Origin of the sequence: Bradyrhizobium lablabi, assembly GCF_001440475.1 — a bacterium.
GTDB lineage: Bacteria > Pseudomonadota > Alphaproteobacteria > Rhizobiales > Xanthobacteraceae > Bradyrhizobium > Bradyrhizobium lablabi.
Genome location: NZ_LLYB01000134.1, coordinates 88,053 through 108,220, shown reverse-complemented (window position 1 = coordinate 108,220; position 20,168 = coordinate 88,053). Strand labels below are relative to the sequence as shown.

General features: G+C 63.8%; 20 protein-coding genes. 8 read left to right on the top strand and 12 right to left on the bottom strand.

Annotated features, from left to right (window positions below; genetic code table 11):
• Positions 1 to 148: 148 nt before the first annotated feature.
• Positions 149 to 928, bottom strand: a complete 780-nt coding sequence (locus tag CQ14_RS40160; RefSeq protein WP_057863263.1) for an enoyl-CoA hydratase — start codon at positions 926 to 928, stop codon at positions 149 to 151.
• A gap of 115 nt (positions 929 to 1,043) precedes the next feature.
• Positions 1,044 to 1,877, bottom strand: coding sequence for a hypothetical protein (locus CQ14_RS40155; protein ID WP_156435864.1), 834 nt, complete (start codon positions 1,875 to 1,877; stop codon positions 1,044 to 1,046).
• Positions 1,878 to 2,079: 202 nt separating this feature from the next.
• Between CQ14_RS40155 and CQ14_RS40150 the strand changes: the two genes are divergently transcribed.
• Together CQ14_RS40150 and CQ14_RS40145 are read left to right on the top strand one after the other, a co-directional pair.
• Positions 2,080 to 2,625, top strand: a complete 546-nt coding sequence (locus CQ14_RS40150; protein ID WP_057863261.1) for a sigma-70 family RNA polymerase sigma factor — start codon at positions 2,080 to 2,082, stop codon at positions 2,623 to 2,625.
• A 2-nt stretch (positions 2,626 to 2,627) separates the two neighbouring features.
• The gene (locus CQ14_RS40145; protein WP_057863260.1) at positions 2,628 to 3,266 is read left to right on the top strand and encodes an NrsF family protein; all 639 of its coding nucleotides are present in this window, start codon (positions 2,628 to 2,630) and stop codon (positions 3,264 to 3,266) included.
• A gap of 965 nt (positions 3,267 to 4,231) precedes the next feature.
• On the opposite strand, the gene CQ14_RS40140 is transcribed toward CQ14_RS40145, so the two are convergent.
• Entirely contained in the window at positions 4,232 to 4,444 is a 213-nt protein-coding gene (locus tag CQ14_RS40140; RefSeq protein WP_057863259.1) for a PRC-barrel domain-containing protein, read from the bottom strand.
• Positions 4,445 to 4,691: 247 nt separating this feature from the next.
• Between CQ14_RS40140 and CQ14_RS44320 the strand changes: the two genes are divergently transcribed.
• The gene (locus CQ14_RS44320; protein ID WP_156435863.1) at positions 4,692 to 5,018 is read left to right on the top strand and encodes a hypothetical protein; all 327 of its coding nucleotides are present in this window, start codon (positions 4,692 to 4,694) and stop codon (positions 5,016 to 5,018) included.
• A gap of 316 nt (positions 5,019 to 5,334) precedes the next feature.
• Here the strand turns inward: CQ14_RS44320 and CQ14_RS40135 are convergent, their stop codons facing one another.
• Both CQ14_RS40135 and CQ14_RS40130 read right to left on the bottom strand, forming a co-directional pair.
• Positions 5,335 to 6,444, bottom strand: a complete 1,110-nt coding sequence (locus tag CQ14_RS40135) for a DUF2336 domain-containing protein (protein WP_057863258.1) — start codon at positions 6,442 to 6,444, stop codon at positions 5,335 to 5,337.
• A gap of 66 nt (positions 6,445 to 6,510) precedes the next feature.
• Positions 6,511 to 7,659, bottom strand: a complete 1,149-nt coding sequence (locus tag CQ14_RS40130) for a GGDEF domain-containing protein (RefSeq protein ID WP_057863257.1) — start codon at positions 7,657 to 7,659, stop codon at positions 6,511 to 6,513.
• Between the two features lie 420 nt (positions 7,660 to 8,079).
• Here CQ14_RS40130 and CQ14_RS40125 point away from each other — a divergent pair, with 420 nt between their 5' ends.
• The 4 genes from CQ14_RS40125 to CQ14_RS40110 all read left to right on the top strand — a co-directional run bounded on the left by CQ14_RS40125 (position 8,080) and on the right by CQ14_RS40110 (position 12,242).
• Entirely contained in the window at positions 8,080 to 8,649 is a 570-nt protein-coding gene (locus tag CQ14_RS40125) for a sigma-70 family RNA polymerase sigma factor (protein WP_057863256.1), read from the top strand.
• Positions 8,646 to 9,356 (top strand): hypothetical protein, encoded by a 711-nt coding sequence (locus tag CQ14_RS40120; protein ID WP_057863255.1) that lies wholly within the window; start codon positions 8,646 to 8,648, stop codon positions 9,354 to 9,356. The genes CQ14_RS40125 and CQ14_RS40120 overlap by 4 nt, the downstream gene beginning before the upstream one ends.
• Before the next feature lie 34 nt (positions 9,357 to 9,390).
• Positions 9,391 to 11,133: a S8 family serine peptidase gene (locus CQ14_RS40115; RefSeq protein ID WP_057863254.1), complete on the top strand. Its 1,743-nt coding sequence runs from the start codon at positions 9,391 to 9,393 to the stop codon at positions 11,131 to 11,133.
• A gap of 548 nt (positions 11,134 to 11,681) precedes the next feature.
• Positions 11,682 to 12,242 carry a TIGR03809 family protein gene (locus tag CQ14_RS40110; protein ID WP_057863253.1) on the top strand — a complete coding sequence of 187 codons (561 nt, stop codon included), beginning with the start codon at positions 11,682 to 11,684 and terminating at the stop codon, positions 12,240 to 12,242.
• Positions 12,243 to 12,260: 18 nt separating this feature from the next.
• Here the strand turns inward: CQ14_RS40110 and CQ14_RS40105 are convergent, their stop codons facing one another.
• From CQ14_RS40105 to CQ14_RS40080, 6 genes are all read right to left on the bottom strand, one after another.
• Complete coding sequence (locus tag CQ14_RS40105; protein ID WP_057863440.1) at positions 12,261 to 13,631, bottom strand: TIGR03808 family TAT-translocated repetitive protein; 1,371 nt, start codon at positions 13,629 to 13,631, stop codon at positions 12,261 to 12,263.
• A gap of 295 nt (positions 13,632 to 13,926) precedes the next feature.
• Complete coding sequence (locus CQ14_RS40100; protein ID WP_057863252.1) at positions 13,927 to 14,571, bottom strand: pyroglutamyl-peptidase I; 645 nt, start codon at positions 14,569 to 14,571, stop codon at positions 13,927 to 13,929.
• Positions 14,568 to 15,560 carry a methylmalonyl Co-A mutase-associated GTPase MeaB gene (gene meaB, locus CQ14_RS40095; protein WP_057863251.1) on the bottom strand — a complete coding sequence of 331 codons (993 nt, stop codon included), beginning with the start codon at positions 15,558 to 15,560 and terminating at the stop codon, positions 14,568 to 14,570. Before meaB ends, CQ14_RS40100 begins: the two co-directional genes overlap by 4 nt.
• Positions 15,561 to 15,608: 48 nt before the next feature.
• On the bottom strand, positions 15,609 to 17,120 hold the full coding sequence (locus CQ14_RS40090; protein WP_057863250.1) for a tripartite tricarboxylate transporter permease: 1,512 nt from the start codon (positions 17,118 to 17,120) through the stop codon (positions 15,609 to 15,611).
• 3 nt (positions 17,121 to 17,123) lie between these two features.
• Positions 17,124 to 17,609: a tripartite tricarboxylate transporter TctB family protein gene (locus CQ14_RS40085; RefSeq protein ID WP_057863249.1), complete on the bottom strand. Its 486-nt coding sequence runs from the start codon at positions 17,607 to 17,609 to the stop codon at positions 17,124 to 17,126.
• A 46-nt stretch (positions 17,610 to 17,655) separates the two neighbouring features.
• On the bottom strand, positions 17,656 to 18,651 hold the full coding sequence (locus CQ14_RS40080; protein ID WP_057863248.1) for a tripartite tricarboxylate transporter substrate binding protein: 996 nt from the start codon (positions 18,649 to 18,651) through the stop codon (positions 17,656 to 17,658).
• Between the two features lie 220 nt (positions 18,652 to 18,871).
• On the opposite strand from CQ14_RS40080, the gene CQ14_RS40075 reads away from it, so the two are divergent.
• A complete protein-coding gene (locus tag CQ14_RS40075; protein ID WP_057863247.1) occupies positions 18,872 to 19,342 on the top strand; it encodes an SRPBCC family protein in 471 nt (156 codons plus the stop codon).
• 8 nt (positions 19,343 to 19,350) lie between these two features.
• Here the strand turns inward: CQ14_RS40075 and CQ14_RS40070 are convergent, their stop codons facing one another.
• On the bottom strand, positions 19,351 to 20,142 hold the full coding sequence (locus CQ14_RS40070; RefSeq protein ID WP_430650256.1) for a DUF3298 and DUF4163 domain-containing protein: 792 nt from the start codon (positions 20,140 to 20,142) through the stop codon (positions 19,351 to 19,353).
• Positions 20,143 to 20,168 lie beyond the last annotated feature (26 nt).

Here is a 20,168-nt window from a genome sequence, read left to right as displayed (position 1 = left end):
CGCGCAGCGCGTCTCGAACCATGCGGCCCCGCTAGTGCCATTCATCCTTCGAGACGCCGCTGCGCGGCTCCTCAGGATGAGGTCTCACACCTGGTAGGTGGCCACGGCACTAGGCGCCTTCCCACCCTACGCAAATTCGACCGCAGCCCTACCTGTTCTTGTTCACCGGCTTGCGCTTCTCGATGAACGCCGCCATGCCCTCGGAGCGGTCTTCCAGCGCAAAGGTCGAGTGGAACAGGTTGCGCTCGACGTTCATGCCCTCCGACAGCGGCGTTTCGAATGCGCGGTTGATGGCCTCCTTGGCCATCGCGGCCGCGGGACGCGACATCGAGGCGATCTTCTCGGCGGCCGACAGCGCCTCTTCCATCAACTTGTCCGCCGGCACGACGCGGCTGACCAGGCCGGAGCGCTCGGCCTCCGCGGCATCCATCATGCGGCCGGTGAGGCAGAGATCCATCGCCTTGGACTTGCCGATCGCGTGCGTCAGCCGCTGGGTGCCGCCGATCCCTGGGATGGTGCCGAGCGTGATTTCGGGCTGGCCGAATTTGGCGGTGTCGGATGCGATGATGATGTCGCACATCATGGCGAGTTCGCAGCCGCCGCCGAGCGCATAGCCGCTGACGGCGGCAAGGGTCGGCTTCCGGCAGGTGGCGACGCGATCGCCGCCGATGGCGGTGAAATCACTGGAGAACATGTCGATGAAGCCTTTCGGCTGCATCTCCTTGATGTCGGCGCCGGCGGCGAACGCCTTTTCGCTGCCGGTGAGCAGGATGCACCCGATCTTGTCGTCGGCCTCGAGGTCATCGACAGCCGCCGCGATTTCGCGAAACACGCCGAACGATAGCGCGTTGAGCATTTTCGGCCGGTTCAGCGTGATGATGCCGACCGCGCCCTTGCTCTGAACAATGATGTATTCGAACGTCGCCATGATCCACCCCGGGTAGCTGATTTGCGGGCAATGTGCCCGCTGCCGGGGTGGGCTTCAAGTGGGTGCAAACACGACGCCGGACGCGCTCGTCTGCGTCCGGTGCCGCGGACCCCCCTTAAGCCATGAACATGCGCGCGGCCGACGCCATCGTCAGCAGGGCGCCGAAGGCGATGAAGATCTTTCCGATCAGCGAGGTCTTGTCCAAGGTGGAACTGTCGTTGGTAGCGGCCTGCGCGGCGCCATCCGACGCCGGTTTGACCGAAGCCATCGCGACCGTCTGCGTGGAGGCGGCCTCAACGGTCTGCGTGGAGGCGGCCTCGGACGGGTTAGCGTGCAGCGCACGATCGACTTCGTTGAGCTGGTCGGAGGCAACCACGGTGGCATCGGCCGACGCCTCGGCATCTGCAGGCTTTTCCGCCGCCGCCTGCAGGACGGTATTAGCTTTCTCGGACATCGCCGCCGACATCCCCTTGGCGGTATCGGACGGCGCATCAGCCGCGGTCATCTGGGCGTTGGCATTGGCGAGCCATGCGGGGATTCCCGGCGGAGTACCGCCGCTTGTGTCGGCAACCTGCTTTTCTTCCGCCTTCTTGCTCTCGGGTTTCGCTGCCGAGTTGCTGTCGTCGGATTTCGCAGCCGCGTGCGTCGTATTGCGATGGGCGTAGCGCTTCTTCAGGGAACGGGAATCTTGCCTGACGGACTTGCCGGACGTCGCGTTCTCCGATTTCGAGGCAGCGGCGGTATCTGCATCTGCGCCCACGGCCATCGCCGGTAACGGTGCTGCTGCGAAACCCACCAAAAAGCCTGCCGCAATAATCATGGCCGACCGCGCGCTGGCTTTGATCGTCATGTAGAATCTCCCCATTGGCCGCCGCCCAGCGGCGAAATGAGACCCTGCGGATGTCCACAGCGCGGCAGAAAAAGGGAATCTTCGGGCAACACCCGGCAAAAGCTGGGCAATCCTGTTGCGGCCGACCGGATGCGGGCCCGCGCAATCGATGTTATGAGCCTGCCGTCGTGCAGCCGGCCGTTCCGATTCCCGGACAGGAGTCAGCCGAGTCGCCGAACCGGACTCTGATCACGACTTCGTGATTGCGGTGTCCTGACGTAACAAATTGAAAGATCGACCGAATTGCACGGTAGGAGCGCGGGTGCGCGAACGGGATGACGAATGGACCGGCCTGATGCGGTCGGCCATCGCAGGCGACAGTGCGGCGTATCATCGCCTGCTCAAGGCCGTCACGCCGGTGCTCCGGGCCGCGGCGCGCCGTGGTCTGGCGCGGGCAGGGCAGCCGGTCGATCAGTCCGAGGACATCGTGCAGGACATTCTGTTGGCGGTTCATCTGAAGCGGCACACCTGGGACGTCAGCGCCCCGTTTGCCCCGTGGCTGTTTGCGATCGCCCGCAACAAGCTGATCGATGCGCTGCGCCGCCGCGGCCGGCGCATCTTCGTCGACATCGACGATTTCGCCGAGACGCTGCCGGGTGAAACGCCGGCCGAGACCGCCTCGCCAGGCGAGGTCGCGGCCCAGCTTCAGACGCTGCCGGCGCGGCAGCGCGACGTGCTGCAGGCGATCGCGGTCGATGCCGCCTCGATCAAGGATACGGCGGCGAAATTTTCGATGAGCGAGGGCGCGGTGCGGGTGGCGCTGCACCGCGGGCTCGCCAGCCTGACGGCGAAGCTACGGGAACGGTGAGAATGGATACCGATCAGCTCATTCGAACGTTGGCTGCCGACAACGCGCACCGGGCGCGCCCCGTTGGCTTCGCGCTGATGCTGGCGCTATTGGCTGCCGCGCCGGTCTCGCTGTTGATGTTCTTCACGGAGCTCGGCGTCAGGCCCGACGTGATGGTTGCGATGCACAATCCGTTCTTCAACCTGAAATTCGCGGTGACGCTGGCGCTGGCGATCGCGGCGATCGCCGTCAGCCTGCATTTGTCGCGGCCCGAGGCCTCGCTGCGCGGCTTTGGCTTGTTGCTGCTGGCCCCGGTCGGGATCCTGGCCGCGGCGATCGGCGGCGAGATGATGATGCCGCAGCGATTGCCGATGATGACGCGGATGGTCGGCAAGAATTCGTCGACATGCCTGGTCGCGATCCCGCTGATGTCGCTGCCGCTCCTCGCTGGCGCGCTGGTCGGATTGCGTCACGGAGCGCCGTCGCGGCCGGCGGTTGCCGGCGCCATCGCCGGACTGTTGTCGGCGGGATTGGCCGCGACGCTCTACGCGTCACACTGCACGGATGATTCACCGCTGTTCGTGGCGGCATGGTACACGATCGCGACCGCGCTGGTGACGGCGATCGGCGCGCTCGCGGGGGCGAAGCTGCTGAAATATTGAAGCAGCCCCTTCACCCTCACCAAGATCAACGAGCGGCGCGATGCCGAAGAAAGCCGGCCAAAAGCGAAGCCGAAGAAGCGGCCGCGTAAGCCGCCGACGCAGCGGCGGCAGGGTGGTGCTCGGGCTTGCACGGGGGCAGGACCGCCGCCGCGCCCGGAATTGCTGCCGCCGGGATTTTTCCGACCATCCCCCCTGCGCCCCTTGAGGCTCTTTGAGGTCCTGCGCCCCTCATTGGAGCTTTCAGGACAATATTCCGTCTACAACCATGGCAAGAAGCCGGCGCGGGGCGTCGCGGGTTGATGGAACCAAAGAAGCAGTTCTACGTTGTAGGGCGCCTTGTCATCACTCGCGGGGAGCCTTGAGTGCAGGGGACAAAGTACGTCGCGCGTCGGGTCGCGGCCCTGTTGGGCTACGCTAGGTCCGCAGTGATCGAGCGGTCGAGAAGGCTGGTTAGACCGCGCTCTGCTGGCAGGACGGCGTTCGACCGGGAAGCCGTCACGGAACTTATTAGACTCACCGACAACCTTCTCCGGCAGTACGGCCAAAACATTGACGTGGACGATGAAGCCACCCGCTGCTTCGCTACCGACGAATTTCTCGTCGCTACGTGCACAGTAGAACCGGGCCTCGCTCTCTACCAAATTTCGCAGCACACTGACGGTGAGAATGTATCTCAAGTATTTGTCGCGACGTGGCACTGCACTTCGGGCACTCCAGGCCTACGACTCTACCGTGACGGACCTTGGCGGAGACGATTTCGGAGTTTCGCTGACGACTCATTGGACCCGGCTCCACCGCGGCTTCTACATTGATCGCGCAAGGTCCTGATCTCATTCACGTCGCCTTGCGCCGACTGCATCTGCTCCCCGCATGACGATGCGGACGTACGCTCCGGCTTTTGGCAGGGCACATGCTGACGTCGCACCACGAAGATTCTGTGAAGGAAACGGCGTTAATCTGGACAGTTACGCCTGCAACAGCTTGATCGTGGAAACCGGCCACTTGCCGGGATGGCCCGCGATCGAGAGCCGCAAACCGTGCATCTCGTCCAAGAACACTGCCTCTACGGTACCCGCCTTGCCGTCGGAGAGCACAACGGCCTTGCCGATTAGTTCCGCCTCAGCTCTCTGATATTCTCGCAGAATTGCAGAAGCGTGCTGATGTTTGGCTTGGGGCATTGCATCCGGCGTCTCGATTACCGATGTGCCTTAATCGTCCCAAATGAGTTCACCGCAAACGCACTCATACAGATGGACAGAAACGACGAGGGACACGGGCGAAGGCCGCGCACTTTGGGCAGCGCCGCTGCTCATACTGAGTATGCTGCGGCTCTGGCAACTCTTTGGATCTCTCGGCCACTGTTCCACTCCCCTTGGCCGACTTTTTAAGGACGAAAGTGGGACATAAGTTTGTATAAGTACAAAAGTGGACAGTTTAGATCTCGGGAAAAAACTGCAAGCAACGCTGGCGATGTCAGATATCGCGATAACGTTGTCCAGCATTGCAAATTATGGCGTTGCATCTTGTCGGGAAAAGATGGAAATCCACTGTGCCCCACCTTCAATTACGAAGCAAAAAACAAGAATCAACAAGAACGGGCGCTTTGAAAATGCCTCAGCCAGCCGCCGCCGGCTTGAGGCTTTTTTCATGCAATCTCGATTCCATCATTGGAACGCACGCGCTCATCAGACCTTGCGCGCAGAGTCAGTGCTGGTACTAGAGCAGGTTGATGAACCTGACCTGCGTCGATGACCTGGCGCAGCTATTCTTATTTTGCTCGCTCCGCCGGAAGGCGGTGTTGGAGTGAAACGCCGATGCCGAATTGCACCTTCGATTGGCTTGACGCTTGCAGAGCGCGTTGTCTCGACGATCTCTTGGATCTCTATGACGCAAAAGCATCGTTCCGATGTGCGTGCGAGGGTCTTTATCAAGGGCGCGACGAGCTGACCCGCTACTGGTCAACGCGATTGGAGCGAGCGGTCCCGCACGCGTTCAGTCTTGCTGATCTTGCCCACGATGACTACGGCGTCAATCCCGGCATCTCCCCCTCCAGGGGAGGGTAAGTAGCTCACGCTGGCACGTTCTGCTGCATGCGGTGGAAACGCAGCACCTGCTGCGCCGTCGACGGCCGCAACCGCTCATAGGTGTCCTGGCTGACGACGAGATCGGTCGGCTCCGCGCCGGACAGCTCGTCGCGCATCCTGATGAGGGTCCTGACCGTCGGCCATGACAGTCCGGCGACCTTCGCCAGGATCATCACGCCTTCGGCCCGGCTTTCGATCATCATGTTCTCGGCGATCGCAACCGATACGTTGGCGAGCGCCGCGATCGAGGCGTTGGCTTCGTCGAATTTCCCGGCCTTGGCAAACGACGCGACCTCCGATTCGTCGAGCCGGCCGTCCTCGTACAGCGACTTGACCAGCGCGTGCGCAATCGCAGTGTCCCTGGTGATCGTCGAGGTCGCCGAGCGCGCGCGCCGCGTTGCCTCCTTGACCACGGTCGGCACCTCGGCCGCCTGCTTGGGATTGGCGGCCTCCAGCCGCTGCCGCACCGTGTCGGAGGCCTTGGCGAGCAGTTTCAGATAGAGATGCCGCGGCACCGACGGGCGCAGGCCGATCGAGGCCGTGAGATCGTCGTCGCCTTCGGCGCGGCTGACGAGGCGGGTAAAACCGCGCTCGGTGAATTCCGCGCCGGGATTGTTCACGGTCGACTGAACTACCTGATCGTTGCCGCGCTGGACCAGCACGTCGGTGACCGCGCCGCTCAGGGTCTTGCGGGTCGAGATCGCCATCAAATGCGCCTGGCTCTTGCTGCGCGCGTTCTCGATCAGGGTCTTGTCGTCCAGCCGCATCGACTGCGACAGCACCGGACCCGCGACCTCGATGATGTCATCGAACGCGAGTGCGCGGATGGTGAGCGGCGGCGCGGTGTCGATCGGAGCGAGACGGTTGGCCAGCAGCATCTTGGCCGAGGTTTCGATGTGATCGATCAGGCACTGGAAGACGTCGTCGAACAGCCCGATCTGCTCGTCCGAATAATCCACCGCGCCGTTGATGAAGAGATCGGTCACCCGGCGCAGGGTTTCCACGCGGCGAGCGACGGTTCCGTGCGCGAGCGTGGACTGCAGCTCGTCGAGCAGATGTGCCGGAGAGGGAGACGTGGCGGTCTTCAAAATCATGACTCTGTCCTGGAGCAAAGGCCGGCGGCGGATTCTTCACCGCCGGAGGGAGCTGAAAATGTTGGATCAGGCGCGGGTAATACGGTTGCGTCCCTGCGCCTTGGCTGCATAAAGCGCGCTGTCGGCGCGCGCGAGGAATGTGTCTGAGGACTCGTTCGGATTAAGCATTGCAACGCCTGCCGACATCGTCACCTTCATGCCCGGCGAGAATGCGCTCCAGTCGAGCTCGGCGATAATAACGCGCAGGCGATCGAGCGCCCGCATGGCCTGGCCGGCGTCCATGCCGGGCAGCACCAGCAAGAATTCCTCGCCGCCATATCGGCCGAACCGGTCGACGCTGCGGATGTTGGCGAAGGTGGTGATCGAGAATGTCCGCAGCACCTCGTCGCCCGTCGGATGGCCATAGGCGTCGTTGATGCGCTTGAACCAGTCGAGGTCGATCAGTGCGATGGAGCAGGGCGATCCGCCGCGGGCTGCGCGGTCAATTTCTTCCTCCAGCATCCGCATGATGCTGCGGCGGTTTGACGAGCCGGTCAGTTCGTCGAGCTCGGCAAGCTCCTCGATCCGCTTGTACGCCGCCTTCAGTTCGAAGCTGCGGTCGTAGAGCATCTTGCGCATGGTGGAGCCATACAGTCCCACGAAGGCGCATTGCCCGATCGTGAGGACAAAGGAAAGCATGGCCGCGACGCGCTCGGTCTGGGTGGTGATCGGCAGGCCGATCGGGGTGCTGGTGAAGAGGAAGATCGGCGCCAGGCCGATCATGGTCAGCGTCCAGGTGATGATCGCCTGCCTGGACGTCATTCGCAGCGCGCCGAACCCGAAGATCAGGAATACGACGCTCAGGAAGACAAATCCGATTCCGGGCGCCGCCAGCAGAAAGCCGAGCTGGATCACGACATGGCCGGCGACCTGGAAGATCGTGAGATAGTGATCCTCGAACCGGTCGTTGAAGTGGGCTTCCGACAACACGACGAAGATCGAGAGCAATCCGATGCCGGAAAGGAAATAGGCCGACGGGATGATGATCGGGACGGTGCCGGCGTAGCAGTAGACCAGCAGGACCGAGGTGATCAGCGAATAGCTGACGCCCTGGACCGCGAGCATATGGCGGCGCTGGCCGACCCGGCGCTTCAATACTTCCGGCGACAGGCGGACCGGATATGCGGTCGCACTGTGGGAGGCTTGCCCCTGAAGCAATGAAGCCGCGCTGCTCATGTCCTGTCGCTGTTGGTGTGCGTCGGACGAAACTTTAGGGAATAAAGCCTTTAGGTTTGGTATCTTTTGAAGCCGAATCGGGTCCGTTAAAACCCTGCCATTGCACTGTTTTCGCAGCAGAAATCTGCCGAATTCCGATAGGGTGGAACCCGCCTCCAAAGGGGTGGCCGGCGTCACGCAGATGCTGCTCTGCCGGCGAAGCCTTGATAAGGTTGCGGGTGGCGCGTCTTTAGGAAAGTGTTTCCGTATTATGGTACCAATAATGGGGCTCAGCTCGTTTCTGCCGGGAAAATGGCCGGACCATGTCCGTCTGTGGGGTAGGTCACACATGCAATTCCGGCATTGCCGTAATGTGAAGAATCTCACTCTTCCCATCGAACCGCCGGCCACTCCCGTCCGACCAACCTTGCGAGACGGCCATTGAGCGCGACACAGGCGGCTTCAGATGAAGTTCTGATCGCTCGGATCGCTCAAGGCGACCGGCTCGCCATGCAGGTGCTTTACGGAAGGCACCATGTCAGGGTGTTCCGTTTCGGGCTTCGGCTCGTAAGGGACGAACAGATTGCGGAAGACCTCATCAGCGAGGTTTTTCTCGATGTGTGGCGTCAGGCTGGCAAGTTCGAAGGCCGATCCGCCGTTACCACCTGGCTCCTGGCGATTACACGGTTCAAGGCCCTTTCGGCACTTCGGCGCCGCAAGGACGTTGGACTGGACGACGAAACCGCGAACGCGATCGAGGACACGTCCGACGATCCGGAAGTGGTGGTTCAGAAGAAGGATACGGGTGAAGCGTTGCGCAAGTGCCTGACAGCACTTTCGCCAGAGCATCGGGAGATCGTCGATCTCGTCTACTACCACGAGAAGTCCGTGGAAGAGGTGGCCGAAATCGTCGGTATTCCGGAGAACACCGTCAAGACGCGCCTGTTTTATGCGCGCAAGAAATTGGCCGAGTTGCTCAAAGCAGCAGGCATAGAGCGAGGTTGGCCATGATGGCAGCGAGCAAAAAAATGCTGGATCACGAGCCCAGCGAAGTCGAGACGCTGTTGCCCTTCCACGCGGCCGGTACCCTGAACGCGCGCGACGCGCGCCGTGTCGAGGAAGCGCTCGCCGGCGATCCCGAACTGGCCCGGCAGTACGCCGTCATCCGTGAAGAATACGCCGAGACGATCAGCCTCAACGAGAGCCTGGGTGCGCCGTCCGTGCGCGCCATGCAAAAGCTGTTTGCGGCGATCGACGCGGAGCCGGCGCGCGAGCCGTCGCGTTCGATTGGCCTGTCTGCGCGGTTATCGGGGTTCTTTGCAAGTCTGTCGCCGCGTACGTTGGCCTGGTCGGCGAGCCTCGGCGCCGTACTGCTATTGTTGCAGGCCGGTGTAATCGGCGCGGTGCTGATGAAGAACCAGACCGCTTCGTTCCAGACCGCGTCGCTGAGCCTGAACGAGAAGTCGGCCGCGCCGCTTACGCGTGATCTCGGCAGCAGCATCACGCCGACGCGTGCGCTGGTGCGGTTTACACCCGACGCCCGCATTGCCGACATCACCGCGCTGCTCGACAATTACCAGGCTTCGATCGTCGATGGCGCCAAGGGCGGCATGTTCAGCCTTCAGTTCGGCAAGGCGATGAGCAAGGACGAGGTTGCCGGCCTGCTCGCCAGGCTGCAGCGCGAGAAGATCGTCAGCCTGGCGGTCGCAACGCCGTAGAGTCTCCGGCGCGCCCCGGGAGAGCCGAGGTCCCATGGTTCACGATGGCCCGAATTGGCTGATGAAGACGCGCCGCGCGGCATTGATTGTGCCGGCGGCGCTTTTGCCTTTGATCGCGGCTGCAGCTTCGCCGGTTCATGCGCAAAGCATCATGCGCACGCCCAACCTCAATGTCGGGGTGCGGACGCCGACCATCAATCCGACGATAACGCCGCGCATCAACCCCACCATCGCTGCTCGCCCGACTGTCGCTGCCCGGCCGAGCGTCGATACCGCCGCGCGGACGCCGCCGACCAGGATCGGCACCATGAGTTCGACCCTGCGGGTGCGCCCGGGCGCCGGCGTGCCGTCGACGCTGCCTTATGCGCGGTTTTCGCCCAACCTCTATCCGGCTTGCCAATATGCGATGCGCGGTCCCGACGGCGAATGCTTCGATCGCCCGGTCATGTCCGCCGGCGGCGGCAACGGCACCTCATCCAAGAAGGGCAAGGGTGGATCAGGCAACGACAACGCGCAGGCGGCGGTCAATCTGCGCGCAGTCAAGAATGAACTCGTCGCCGAAATCGACGGCGCGTTATCCAATGCCGAGGCTGACGAACTGGCGCGGCGTCACGGCCTGGAGCGTATCTCCTCGCAGAGCTTCCCGCTGCTCGGCGGCACCATCGGCCTGTTCCGCATCGTCGATAACCGTCCGGCGGATACCGTGCGCCGCGAACTCGCAGCCGACGGCAGCGTGCGTTCGGTGCAGCTCAATTTCCGCTACTTGCTGCAGGATCAGAAGGCTTCGACCGAGGGCGACGCCGCGCAATACGCCGTCGCCCAGCTTCGGCTGCCGCAGGCGCACAAGCTTGTCCGCGGCATGAACGTCACCATTGCGGTGATCGATTCAGGCGTTGACGTCAGGCATCCCGAACTCGCCAACTCGGTCGCCGACAGTTTTGACGCGCTCGGCAGCAAGGAAGGCCCGCATACCCATGGCACCGGCATTGCAGGCGCGATCGTCGCGCATGCCAGGCTGATGGGTAGCGCGCCGGAAGCGAGGTTGATTGCGATCCGCGCATTCGGCGCGGGATCGAAGGGCGCGGAGAGCACGTCCTATGTGATCCTCCGGGGGCTGGACTATGCGGCAGAGCACGGTGCGCAGATCATCAACATGAGTTTTGCAGGCCCGCAGGATCCGCTGATCGAGCGCGGCATCGCAGCGACGGCGGCCCGCGGCATCCTGATGGTCGCGGCGGCCGGCAATGCCGGTGCGAAATCGCCGCCGCTCTATCCCGCCGCCAATCCGAACGTCATCGCGGTGAGCGGCACCGACGCGCAGGAAAAACTGTTTGCGGCATCCAACCGCGGCAACCACATCGCGGTTGCCGCTCCAGGGGCGGATATCTTCCTGCCGGCGCCCGATGACAAATATCAGATCACGTCAGGTACCTCGTTCTCCGCGGCCTATGTCAGCGGCGTAGCGGCGCTGATCATGGAGCGCAACCCGGCACTGAAGCCTGGCGACGTTCGCGCGATCCTGACGAACACCGCTCGCGATCTCGGCACCCCCGGCCGCGACGATCAGTTCGGAGCGGGCGAAGCCGACGCCTTTGCCGCGGTTACCGCCGCAGCCGCCGCGCCGGCGGTTCCACTTGCCTCGGCCTCAGGCAAGCCAACGGGAGAAAAAGCGCCGGCGCTCGACCCGTCCGCCGATAACGCTTCCGTGAGCCGGGCGCTGAATGACTCCCCGCCGTCGATGGCAGCGGACAAATCGGCCGCAAACGCCGCGAAATAAGCCCGCTACGCGGTGATTTTCGGCAATCGCCCCCTAAAGAGAACGTTAAAAAAATCGCCCGGCGTTTTGAACGTCTGGCGAGGGTGCCGCGACCAAATGATGTGGGAGCGGTAATCCCTCCCCAGTGGCTATATTCGGCGCGAGCGCCCATCCACCCCAAGCGCCCATATGGCTTGACCCGTCCGGTTGTCCCCCCGGACGGGTCTTTCATTTTCAGGCCAGGCTTTCGAAGAAGTTGCATCGCATGCGCCGCCGCGCCTGCTTGCCGGGTACAAGTTTCTCGTTTGTCGGCACGAGGTGCAATTTTCCCGTGCGTGTTCTCACGCGCAATGGCGGCGCGCGCTTCGCAAAGCGCCCATGCTGCTGTGCGGCTTGACGGTGGATTGAGGTGACAACTCCGTATTTGTGCGGGTTTCTTTGATTGCTGGCGCAATCCGTAGCTGCACGTACTGGACAACCAAAAAGTTTTCCACAGAATATCCCTGTGATCTCCAAACTGATTCGTCTCTGGTTGCGTCTGCGTCCGTCTCTCTCTTACGGGCTGATTTATGGCACATCCTGCAGACGTGGCACGTGGCCGCAACATCGTTGCGCGCTGGTGCAACCTTGCCGAGCAACGGCTGGAATACCTTACTGAATTGTTCGAGACCGGGCGCTGGCGCCGCTTTCACACCGAACGCGAATTTCTCGAAAACATCCGGGAAGCCAAGGCTGCGGTTGCGACCTGGCGCGACCTGCTGAGCCGTGAGGCAGCGCTCGACAACACGCAAATCGATTTGGCCTGGCTCGGCCGGCGTCGAGTGTTGCCGCTGCCGCTGACGCCGCTGCCGCGCGATGAGGGGTATCGTCAGCCGGTCGTGCATCTTCAGCCGCAGCCGGTGGTGCAGCTTCGGCCGCAGCCGGTAGTGGAGCCGCAGCCCGCGCCGGTTGCCGCCGCGCCGCCACGCGATGTTCCCGCCGAGGTGCTGTTCGCGCTGGAAAGCCAGCTCGCTGTTGTGGATGAGGCGCCGCCCGTGGCCGATCCGCTGGCGCTGGACGAGATGTCGTTCCCGGCGCTCGATCTCGACGCGATGAAGGAGCGCTACCCGCTGCTGCGCAACGCGCTGTAGGCGGGCGGGCAGGGCGAGCTATCGTCGCACCGCGTTGCCTCCCACGACTACCTGCGCATAACGCTGGGCGCCTTCGGCCGACAGATCGGTCGTAATCGTGCGGGCGTGGTCGAGCCCGACCACGGCGCCGCGCGGGGTTTCCGAGATCATGTTGTTGTTGACCAGCGCCGTCCCGGCGCCAGGCATTACCGACACGCCGACCCCGACGAAGGCCTTGCGGATCACATTGCCGGTAATGGCGACGTCGCGAAGATATTTGCCCCAGCCGGCGATGATGCCGAACGAGGGTGCGTTCTCGACAACGTTGCCTGTCACCGTCGAGTCCGCCTCGACATAGATGCCGATCCCGGCGTCATCATCGGGCGCGGTGCCGATCGGCCGCTTCGGCAGCAGGTTGCGGATGACGTTGCCCTGCACGACCGCGATGCGGCCGCCCTCGTTGAAATTGCACACGGAGACGCCCACGGCGGCGCCATCCACCGTGTTGTTGGCGATCACGGCGCCTTCGAACGCGAATTCCGAATAGAGCGCGACCTCGCGGACATTGCTGACGCTGTTGTCGGTGATGTGAATATTCGACGCCGAATTGCCGCGTACGGCCGAGTAGTCGCAATTCCGGATGCGGTTGCCGCGCACGATCACGTTGCCGGCGCGGAAGGCGTTGATGGCGTTGCCATATTGCCCGGAGCCGCCGGGGCCGGCCTTGATGTCCTCGATCCGGTTGTCGAGCACCAGCGTGCCGTCATCGCCGATCGCCGTGCGCAAGATCTCGATGCCGTTGTCATTGGTATCGGTGATGGTGTTGCGCGAGACGATCAGGCCGAGGGCATCGAAGGATACGACCGCGGTGGTCTCGATCTTCGAGAAGATGTTGCCGGAAATGTCGCCCGAGACCTGCTCGAGCCAGATCCCGTTGCCGCCGCTGCCCGTGATTTCGCAATCTGCGATCCGAACGTCGCGGCCGCCAAGGCAATGGACGAGGCCGCGCCGCGTCGGCAGCGGAATGCGGCCGCCATCGAGGGTGATGCCGGTCAGGCCGATATTGTTGGCGCCTTCGCTCTGCAGGACCGAGGCGCCGCCGGTGAACACGAGTTTGGTCGCGCCGCGCACGCCGACCAGCTGGGTGCCGTTCGCAAGGCGCAGCATGCCGGTGCGGTAGACGCCGGGCGGCAGCGCCAGCGGCACTTGCGCGCGCGCGGCTTCATCGATCGCGCGCTGCAGTTTCGCGGTCTGATCGTCCGGACTGCCGGGGCGGACGCCGAATTGCGTGACATCGCGGCCGAGAGTGGAAGTGGGCGGAGCGGCACGCGCAGCATCAGGCGACATCGCCAGCGCGCCGGCGACGCCGGCGGCGGACGCTCCAATGAGATGGCGGCGGTTCATGTCCATGGTGAAATAGCCCTCGCGCAATGCAGGTCGCGGCATTCGCAGCTTCATAGGTATCGCGAAAATGCGACCGGGCATGGTGAAGACCGGCAACAGCGGCGGCGATTGTTGAGGGTAGGGTTAATGTTGGGTGGGGCCGTTGAGCCGCCAACGCTAAATCCTCATGGTGAGGAGGCGCTTTGGCGCCGTCTCGAACCATGTGGCCCGGCTCGTGCCATTCATCCTTCGAGACGCGCGTTCCGCGCTCCTCAGGATGAGGTCTGACACTGCTGGTGGGGCACGCTGCGCTTTGCCCACCCTACGAAGCCCGCCGCGCCAGCCTCACCATTTCCAGCAGCATCGCTTCGCCGGCATCGACCAGTTCCTCCAGCGTGATGCGCGGAAAACCCTTGCGTCTGACTGCGCCGCTGCGCGCCAGCGGCGGGATGTGGATGAAGGCGGCGAGGCGAAGGCGGTTATCCGCATCGACGGATTCGATCGCGCGCCAGCTTAAGTAGTTGCAGAGATAGCTACCGGCGTCGCGCGAGGCGCGGGCATCGAGCCCGGTGTTGCTGGCTGCACGGAGCAGCTTCGCGGTATGCGGACCGAACTGTTGCGCGTCGGCGCCGTCAGCGATCGATCCCTTGCGGACGCGGGTTTGCGCAGCGTCGGGCCAGAGCATGGTGACGGCATTGCGGGCGCGGGTTTCGATCCGCAGATAAGGTGTTCGTGAAGCCAGCCCGAACATCAGCAGCGCGTGCGGCTTGTGTTTCGCGAGCGCCAGCGGCAATTCGCGGTCGACTGCTGTGTAGGTGACGGGAAAGATATGGCTGGAGAGTTCGACGTCGGTGAAGGCCGGCCGGCGCAGCCGCGTCAGCCGCGCCACCAGCGGCTGCGTCGGATTATAGGGCGCGCCGGGGAACGGGCCGAAGCCGGTGACGAGAATGCGTAGCTTTTCGCTCACCGCAGCATCTCCGCGATCTGCTCGGCGGCGACCGCCGGCGTGATGCGGCCGTCGGCGACTTCGGCCTCGGTCTTCTTCACCTTGGCGCGGATCGCGGCGTCAGACCGCAGCCGGGCCATCATGCGCTGCTCCAGCATCGACCACATCCATTTCACCTGCTGCTCGCGCCGCCGCGCGGCGAACTCGCCCGAGGCGTTCATGGCGGTGCGGTGATCTAGAATCTTCTGCCACAGCGTGTCCATCCCCGTGCCGGTCAGCGCCGAATAGGTCACGACCGGCGGGTGCCAATGTTCCGAGCGGGGGGTAAGAATATGCAGCGCACCGCGATATTCGGCCGCCGCCAGATTGGCGCGCTTGATATTGTCGCCGTCGGCCTTGTTGATCGCGATCATGTCGGCGAGTTCGACCAGGCCCTTCTTGATGCCCTGCAACTCATCGCCGGCGCCGGGCAGCATCAGGGCGAGGAAGAAATCCGTCATGTCGCAGACGGCGGTCTCGGACTGGCCAATGCCGACGGTCTCCACCAGCACCACGTCGAAGCCGGCGGCCTCGCAGAGCAGCATCGCCTCGCGGGTCTTTGCGGCGACGCCGCCAAGCGTGCCCGACGAGGGCGAAGGTCGGACGAAAGCACCGTCCGAATTGGCCAGCCGCGCCATCCGCGTCTTGTCGCCGAGGATCGAGCCGCCAGTGCGGGCCGAGGAGGGATCGACCGCAAGCACCGCGACCTTGTGGCCGCGCTCGATCAGGAACATGCCGAGCGCGTCGATGGTGGTGGATTTGCCGACCCCGGGCGAACCGGTGATGCCGACGCGAACCGCCTTGCCGGTGTCGGGCAGCAGCGCCTGCACCAGTTCGCGCGCGGCGGCCTGATGATCGGCGCGCCTGCTTTCGATCAGGGTAATCGCGCGGGCCAGCGCCGCGCGCTGGCCTGAGCGGACGTCCTTGGCAAGCTTCTTGAAATCGGGGGAAACGGTCTTCGGCAGGGTCATGCCATGGTTTACAACGGCCGCGCCGTGCAGGCGAGGGGCCTGCACGGATCAGCGGGACGCCGTAGCGGGGGCAGGCTCGCGCCTGAGCTTCCGCCACACCCAGACCAGCACCGGCCAGATCAGTGCGCCGATCGCCATGGCGGCGAGGATCGCCGCGATCGGCCGCTCGAAGAACGGCAGCACGCTGCCATCGGACTTGATCAGCGAGGTGACGAAACTCTGCTCGATCATGGTGCCCATGACGATTCCGAGCACCATCGCGGCGACCGGGTAGCCGTTTTCTTCCATGACATAGCCGATGATGCCGAAGGTCGCGACGGTGACGACGCCGAACATGTTGTTGCCGATGGCAAAGGAACCGACCGCGCAGCATAGCATGATGACGGGCATCACGGTGGAGCGCGGCGCGCGCAGCACATGGCTTGCGAGCCGGATCATGACGATGCCGAACGGGATCATGATGATGTTGGCGATGATGAACATCAGGTAGATCGCATACATGCTCGACGCTTTTTCGGTGAACAGCGTCGGGCCGGGATTGAGCCCCTTCATGTAGAGCACGCCGATCGCAATCGCCGCGATGGTGTCGCCGGGAATGCCGAACAGCAGCGAGGGCACCCAGCCCGAGGCGATGCTGGCATTGTTGCTGGCGCCGGCTTCGACCAGGCCCTCGACATGGCCGGTACCGAATTTCTCGGGTTCTTTCGAAAACCGCTTTGACATGGCGTAGCTGACCCAGGCGGCCATGTCGGCGCCGGCGCCCGGCAGCACGCCGATGATGATGCCGATGATGTTCCCGCGCGTCATCTGCCAGTGATATTTTTTGGTGAGCAGCCACTGGCCCGCCATGATGCTCCCGAACTTGCGCCGCGGAATCGGCGGCGGCTCCGGGGTGAGCATCGCGCGCATCACCTGCGCCACCGCAAAGACGCCGACCAGCGCCGGGATCGGCTCGATGCCGCCGAGCAGGTTGGTGACGCCGAATGTAAAGCGGGGGACGCCGCCGGGGTTCTCGATGCCGATGCAGGAGACCAGCAGGCCGATGAACATGCTGGCGATCGCCTTTACCGGGGAGGAGCGCGCGACCAGCGTGGCGCACATCAGGCCGAGGAAGGCGAGCCAGAAATATTCGAAGGTCGAAAACGACAGCGCGATTTCGGCAAGCGGCGGCGCCAGGATCATCAGCGACAGCGTGCCCGCGATGCCGCCGACGGCGGAGAACCAGACGCCGGCGCCGAGCGCGAGTTCGGCCTCGCCCTTGCGCGTCATCGCATAGGCTTCGTCCGCGTAAGCCGCCGAAGCGGGCGTGCCGGGAATGCGCAGCAGGGCGCCTGGAATGTCACCGGAAAAGATTGCCATCGAGGATGCCGCCACGATGGTGGCGATGGCCGCGATCGGCGACAGATAGAACGTGACGGGGACCAGCAGCGCGGTCGCCATCGTCGCCGAGAGACCGGGCAGCGATCCGATGACAAGGCCATAGACCGATGCCGCGAGCATCGCGACGATGACTTCCCAGGTGGAGATGAGCGCAAACGCTTGGGCGAGGGTGTTGAGCATCGATCACCAGGGCATCGGCAGCAGCCCGGCCGGCAGCGGCACGCGCAGCAATTTTGAGAAAATCAGATGAATGCCGATCGGCGCCAGCACGGCGAGCGGCAGCGAAAGCTTCCAGCGGGCGCCGAGCGCGGTCGACGTCACGAACACGATCAGCGCTGCGGTGATGATGAAGCCGAGCTGGTCGGCAACCGCCACATAGAACAGCAGGAGCGCCGGCGGAAGCAAGGCGCGCAAGCCGTAGAGCTTTCCGGTCGGGGGCTGTGGCTGGCCGCCCTCGACCGGAATGAGTTCTTCTTCCTCTTCAAAACTGCGGCCGATCCCGAGCGCAATCGCAAGGCCGCACAGTGCAAGGCCCGTTCCGATCACCAGCGGAAAGACGTTCGGCCCGACCGGCTGGCCGGGCACCGGCGGCAACTGCCAGCCGCCATAGGCGGCAGCCGCGCCGAGGCCAACGAGAAACAAGCCCGTGACGCGATCGGGTAGACGCATGAACCAACTCCGCGGATTTCGGACGATGTCAGCCGGCGAAGACCGATCAGGCCTTCGACAGACCGGCGGCCTTCATCGCCACGCCCATCTGGGCGTCGCCCTTGTCCATGAAGGCTGCGAATTCGGTCGCATCGCCCCACACCGTGCCGAAGCCGCGATTGCTCATGAACTCCTTGAATTCCTTGGAGTCATAGACTTTCTTCAGCGACGCGGTGAGCTTGGTGGCGATGTCGGCGGGCATGCCCTTGGGGCCGGCAATGCCGCGCCACGCGCCGGTCGAATAGTCGATGCCCATGGCCTCCTTCAGCGTCGGAACATCGGCGAATACAGGGTTGCGCGCCGTCGCCATGACGGCAAGGCTGCGCGCCTTGCCGGCCTCGATGATCGCGCGGGCTTCCGGCACCGAGCAGGTGGTGAGGTCGAGCCCGCCCGCCGCGAGATCCTGCATCGCGGGTGCGGCGCCGTTCGACGGCACCCAGGCGACATGGTTCGGCGCCAGTCCCATCGCCTGCAGCCAGCCGACCAGCGCCAGATGCCAGATGCCGCCTTGGCCAGTGCCGGAGGCCTTGAACTTGCCGGCGGGCGCGGCCTTGATGGCGTCGGCGAGTTCCTTCACGGTCTTGTAGGGCGAGGTGGAACTGACCTGGATTCCCGGCGGATCCTCGTTCATCAGCGCCAGCGGCGTGTAGCTCTTCGGTGCGAGTTCGGTGAGGCCCTGCCAGTGCATCATCGAGATTTCCACCGTCAGCATGCCGATGGTGTAGCCGTCCGCCGGTGCGGTCGCGATCGCGGTATGGCCGACCACGCCCGAGCCGCCGGTGCGGTTGACCACGTTGAACGGCTGGCCGAGATCCTTTTCCAGGAGCGCCGCGACAATGCGCGCGGTCGCGTCGGTGCCGCCGCCGGCGCCCCAGGGCACGATCACGGTCACCGGCCGCGCCGGATAGGCCTGCGCCAAGGCCGGCTTGAAACCAAAGCCCGCGACGGCCGCGGCAGCAGCGGATGAAGCCGCAAAGGCGCGGCGCGTGATCATTTTGGACATTGGGCGATCTCCCTGCGGCGTCCGTGAAGCCGGACGCTCTTGTGATGAGACATTCTAGGCGGCTTTGCGTTGTGGTCGCAAGGCATTGGCTCACGAGGAGGATCGTCGCCGGTGGGCATCTCGCCACATCCGGAAATCGGGTGGCGGCAACAGGGCTACGCGAAATAGGTATCCATGTGCGGCCCGGTCATCGAGCCGCGATCGAATTGCGGAGAGAACCATGACGACAGCCTATTACAGCACCGTGCTGGACCATCCCCTGGAAACCGTGTGGGCCCTGATCCGCGATTTCAACAACTACCCGGCCTATATCGACGGCGTCAGCGAAAGCGTGATCGAGGACGACAGAGGCGGCGATGAGGTCGGCGCGGTGAGGCGCTTCTGCTATCTCGGCAACTGGGTTCGCCAGCGGCTCGCCGGTCATTCCGACCAAGCGCACTCGCTGACCTATGCGGGCATAGAACCGTTTCCGTTTCCAGCCGGGCTTTCGCCGGAGGCGACCGCCCCGACACGCTATTTAGGAACGATGCATCTGCTGCCGATCGTCGAGGGCAACCGGACCTTCATCGAATGGTCCGTGAAGCTCGACACCGCGCCGCAGGACGCGGATCGCTGGCATGAGCTGTTCCAGTCATGGATTCCGGGTTGGACGCATTCGCTCGAACGGTCGCTCGGCCGCCTTGCCGCCTGAGGCGGCCGTCACTGCGGCCGGTCTTCGTCTTCCTTCGGTTGCGCGCCGCCGAAAATTCTGGCGCCTTCCGGCGTTAGATACGGCTTCAACGTTTCCCAGGGTACGAAGGCGATATATTCGCCTTCGGCATAGGAGCCGACCGCGTAAGGTGCGTAGTAGAAGTTCAGGCCGGAGCTCTTGCCTTGTTCGGTCGATGGCGCCAGCGCGACTGGGCCGATCTTGAGAAGCTTCGGCTCGATGCCTTCGATGGCGCTGGCATCGGTGCCATCAGCGCCGCGTTTCTTCTTCTCGGCCTCGAGCGAAGCAATGACGCCTTGCCGCATCGCTTTCATCGTCGGGCCGTTGTCGGCTGTCTCGTTAAAGAACGGACGGATGCTGATGCGCTTGCCGGCTGACTTGTCCCACAGGATGGTATCAGAGGAGCTGTTGGGGTGCGCGCCTCCAGTATATTCGTAGTCTGCCCTGATGATGCTGATATAGCGGCCGTCGACCACCGACCGCGTCTCGTATTTCCGCTCATACGACCACGCATTGCGGAACAGGTCCGGGTCCTGCTTGCGCTCCTTGTCGGCATCGGCCTTGTTCTTTGTCGCCCATGCCTTGCCCTCGGCGAGGCAGTTCGCCGCTAGCGCCGGCTCGGCCTTGATCCCGGCGTCGAGGAAGATGCTGGCTTCGACCCATTTGGTCTTGATGGAAAAATCCGGCTTGGGGTCGGCGGCAAACGCCAGCGTCGCAGTGCATGCGATTGCGCCCGCAAAGGCAATTGTGCGGGCGAACGTGACGAATGCAATGCTGCGCAAGGGCGATCCTTTGGAAGAAGTGAGCG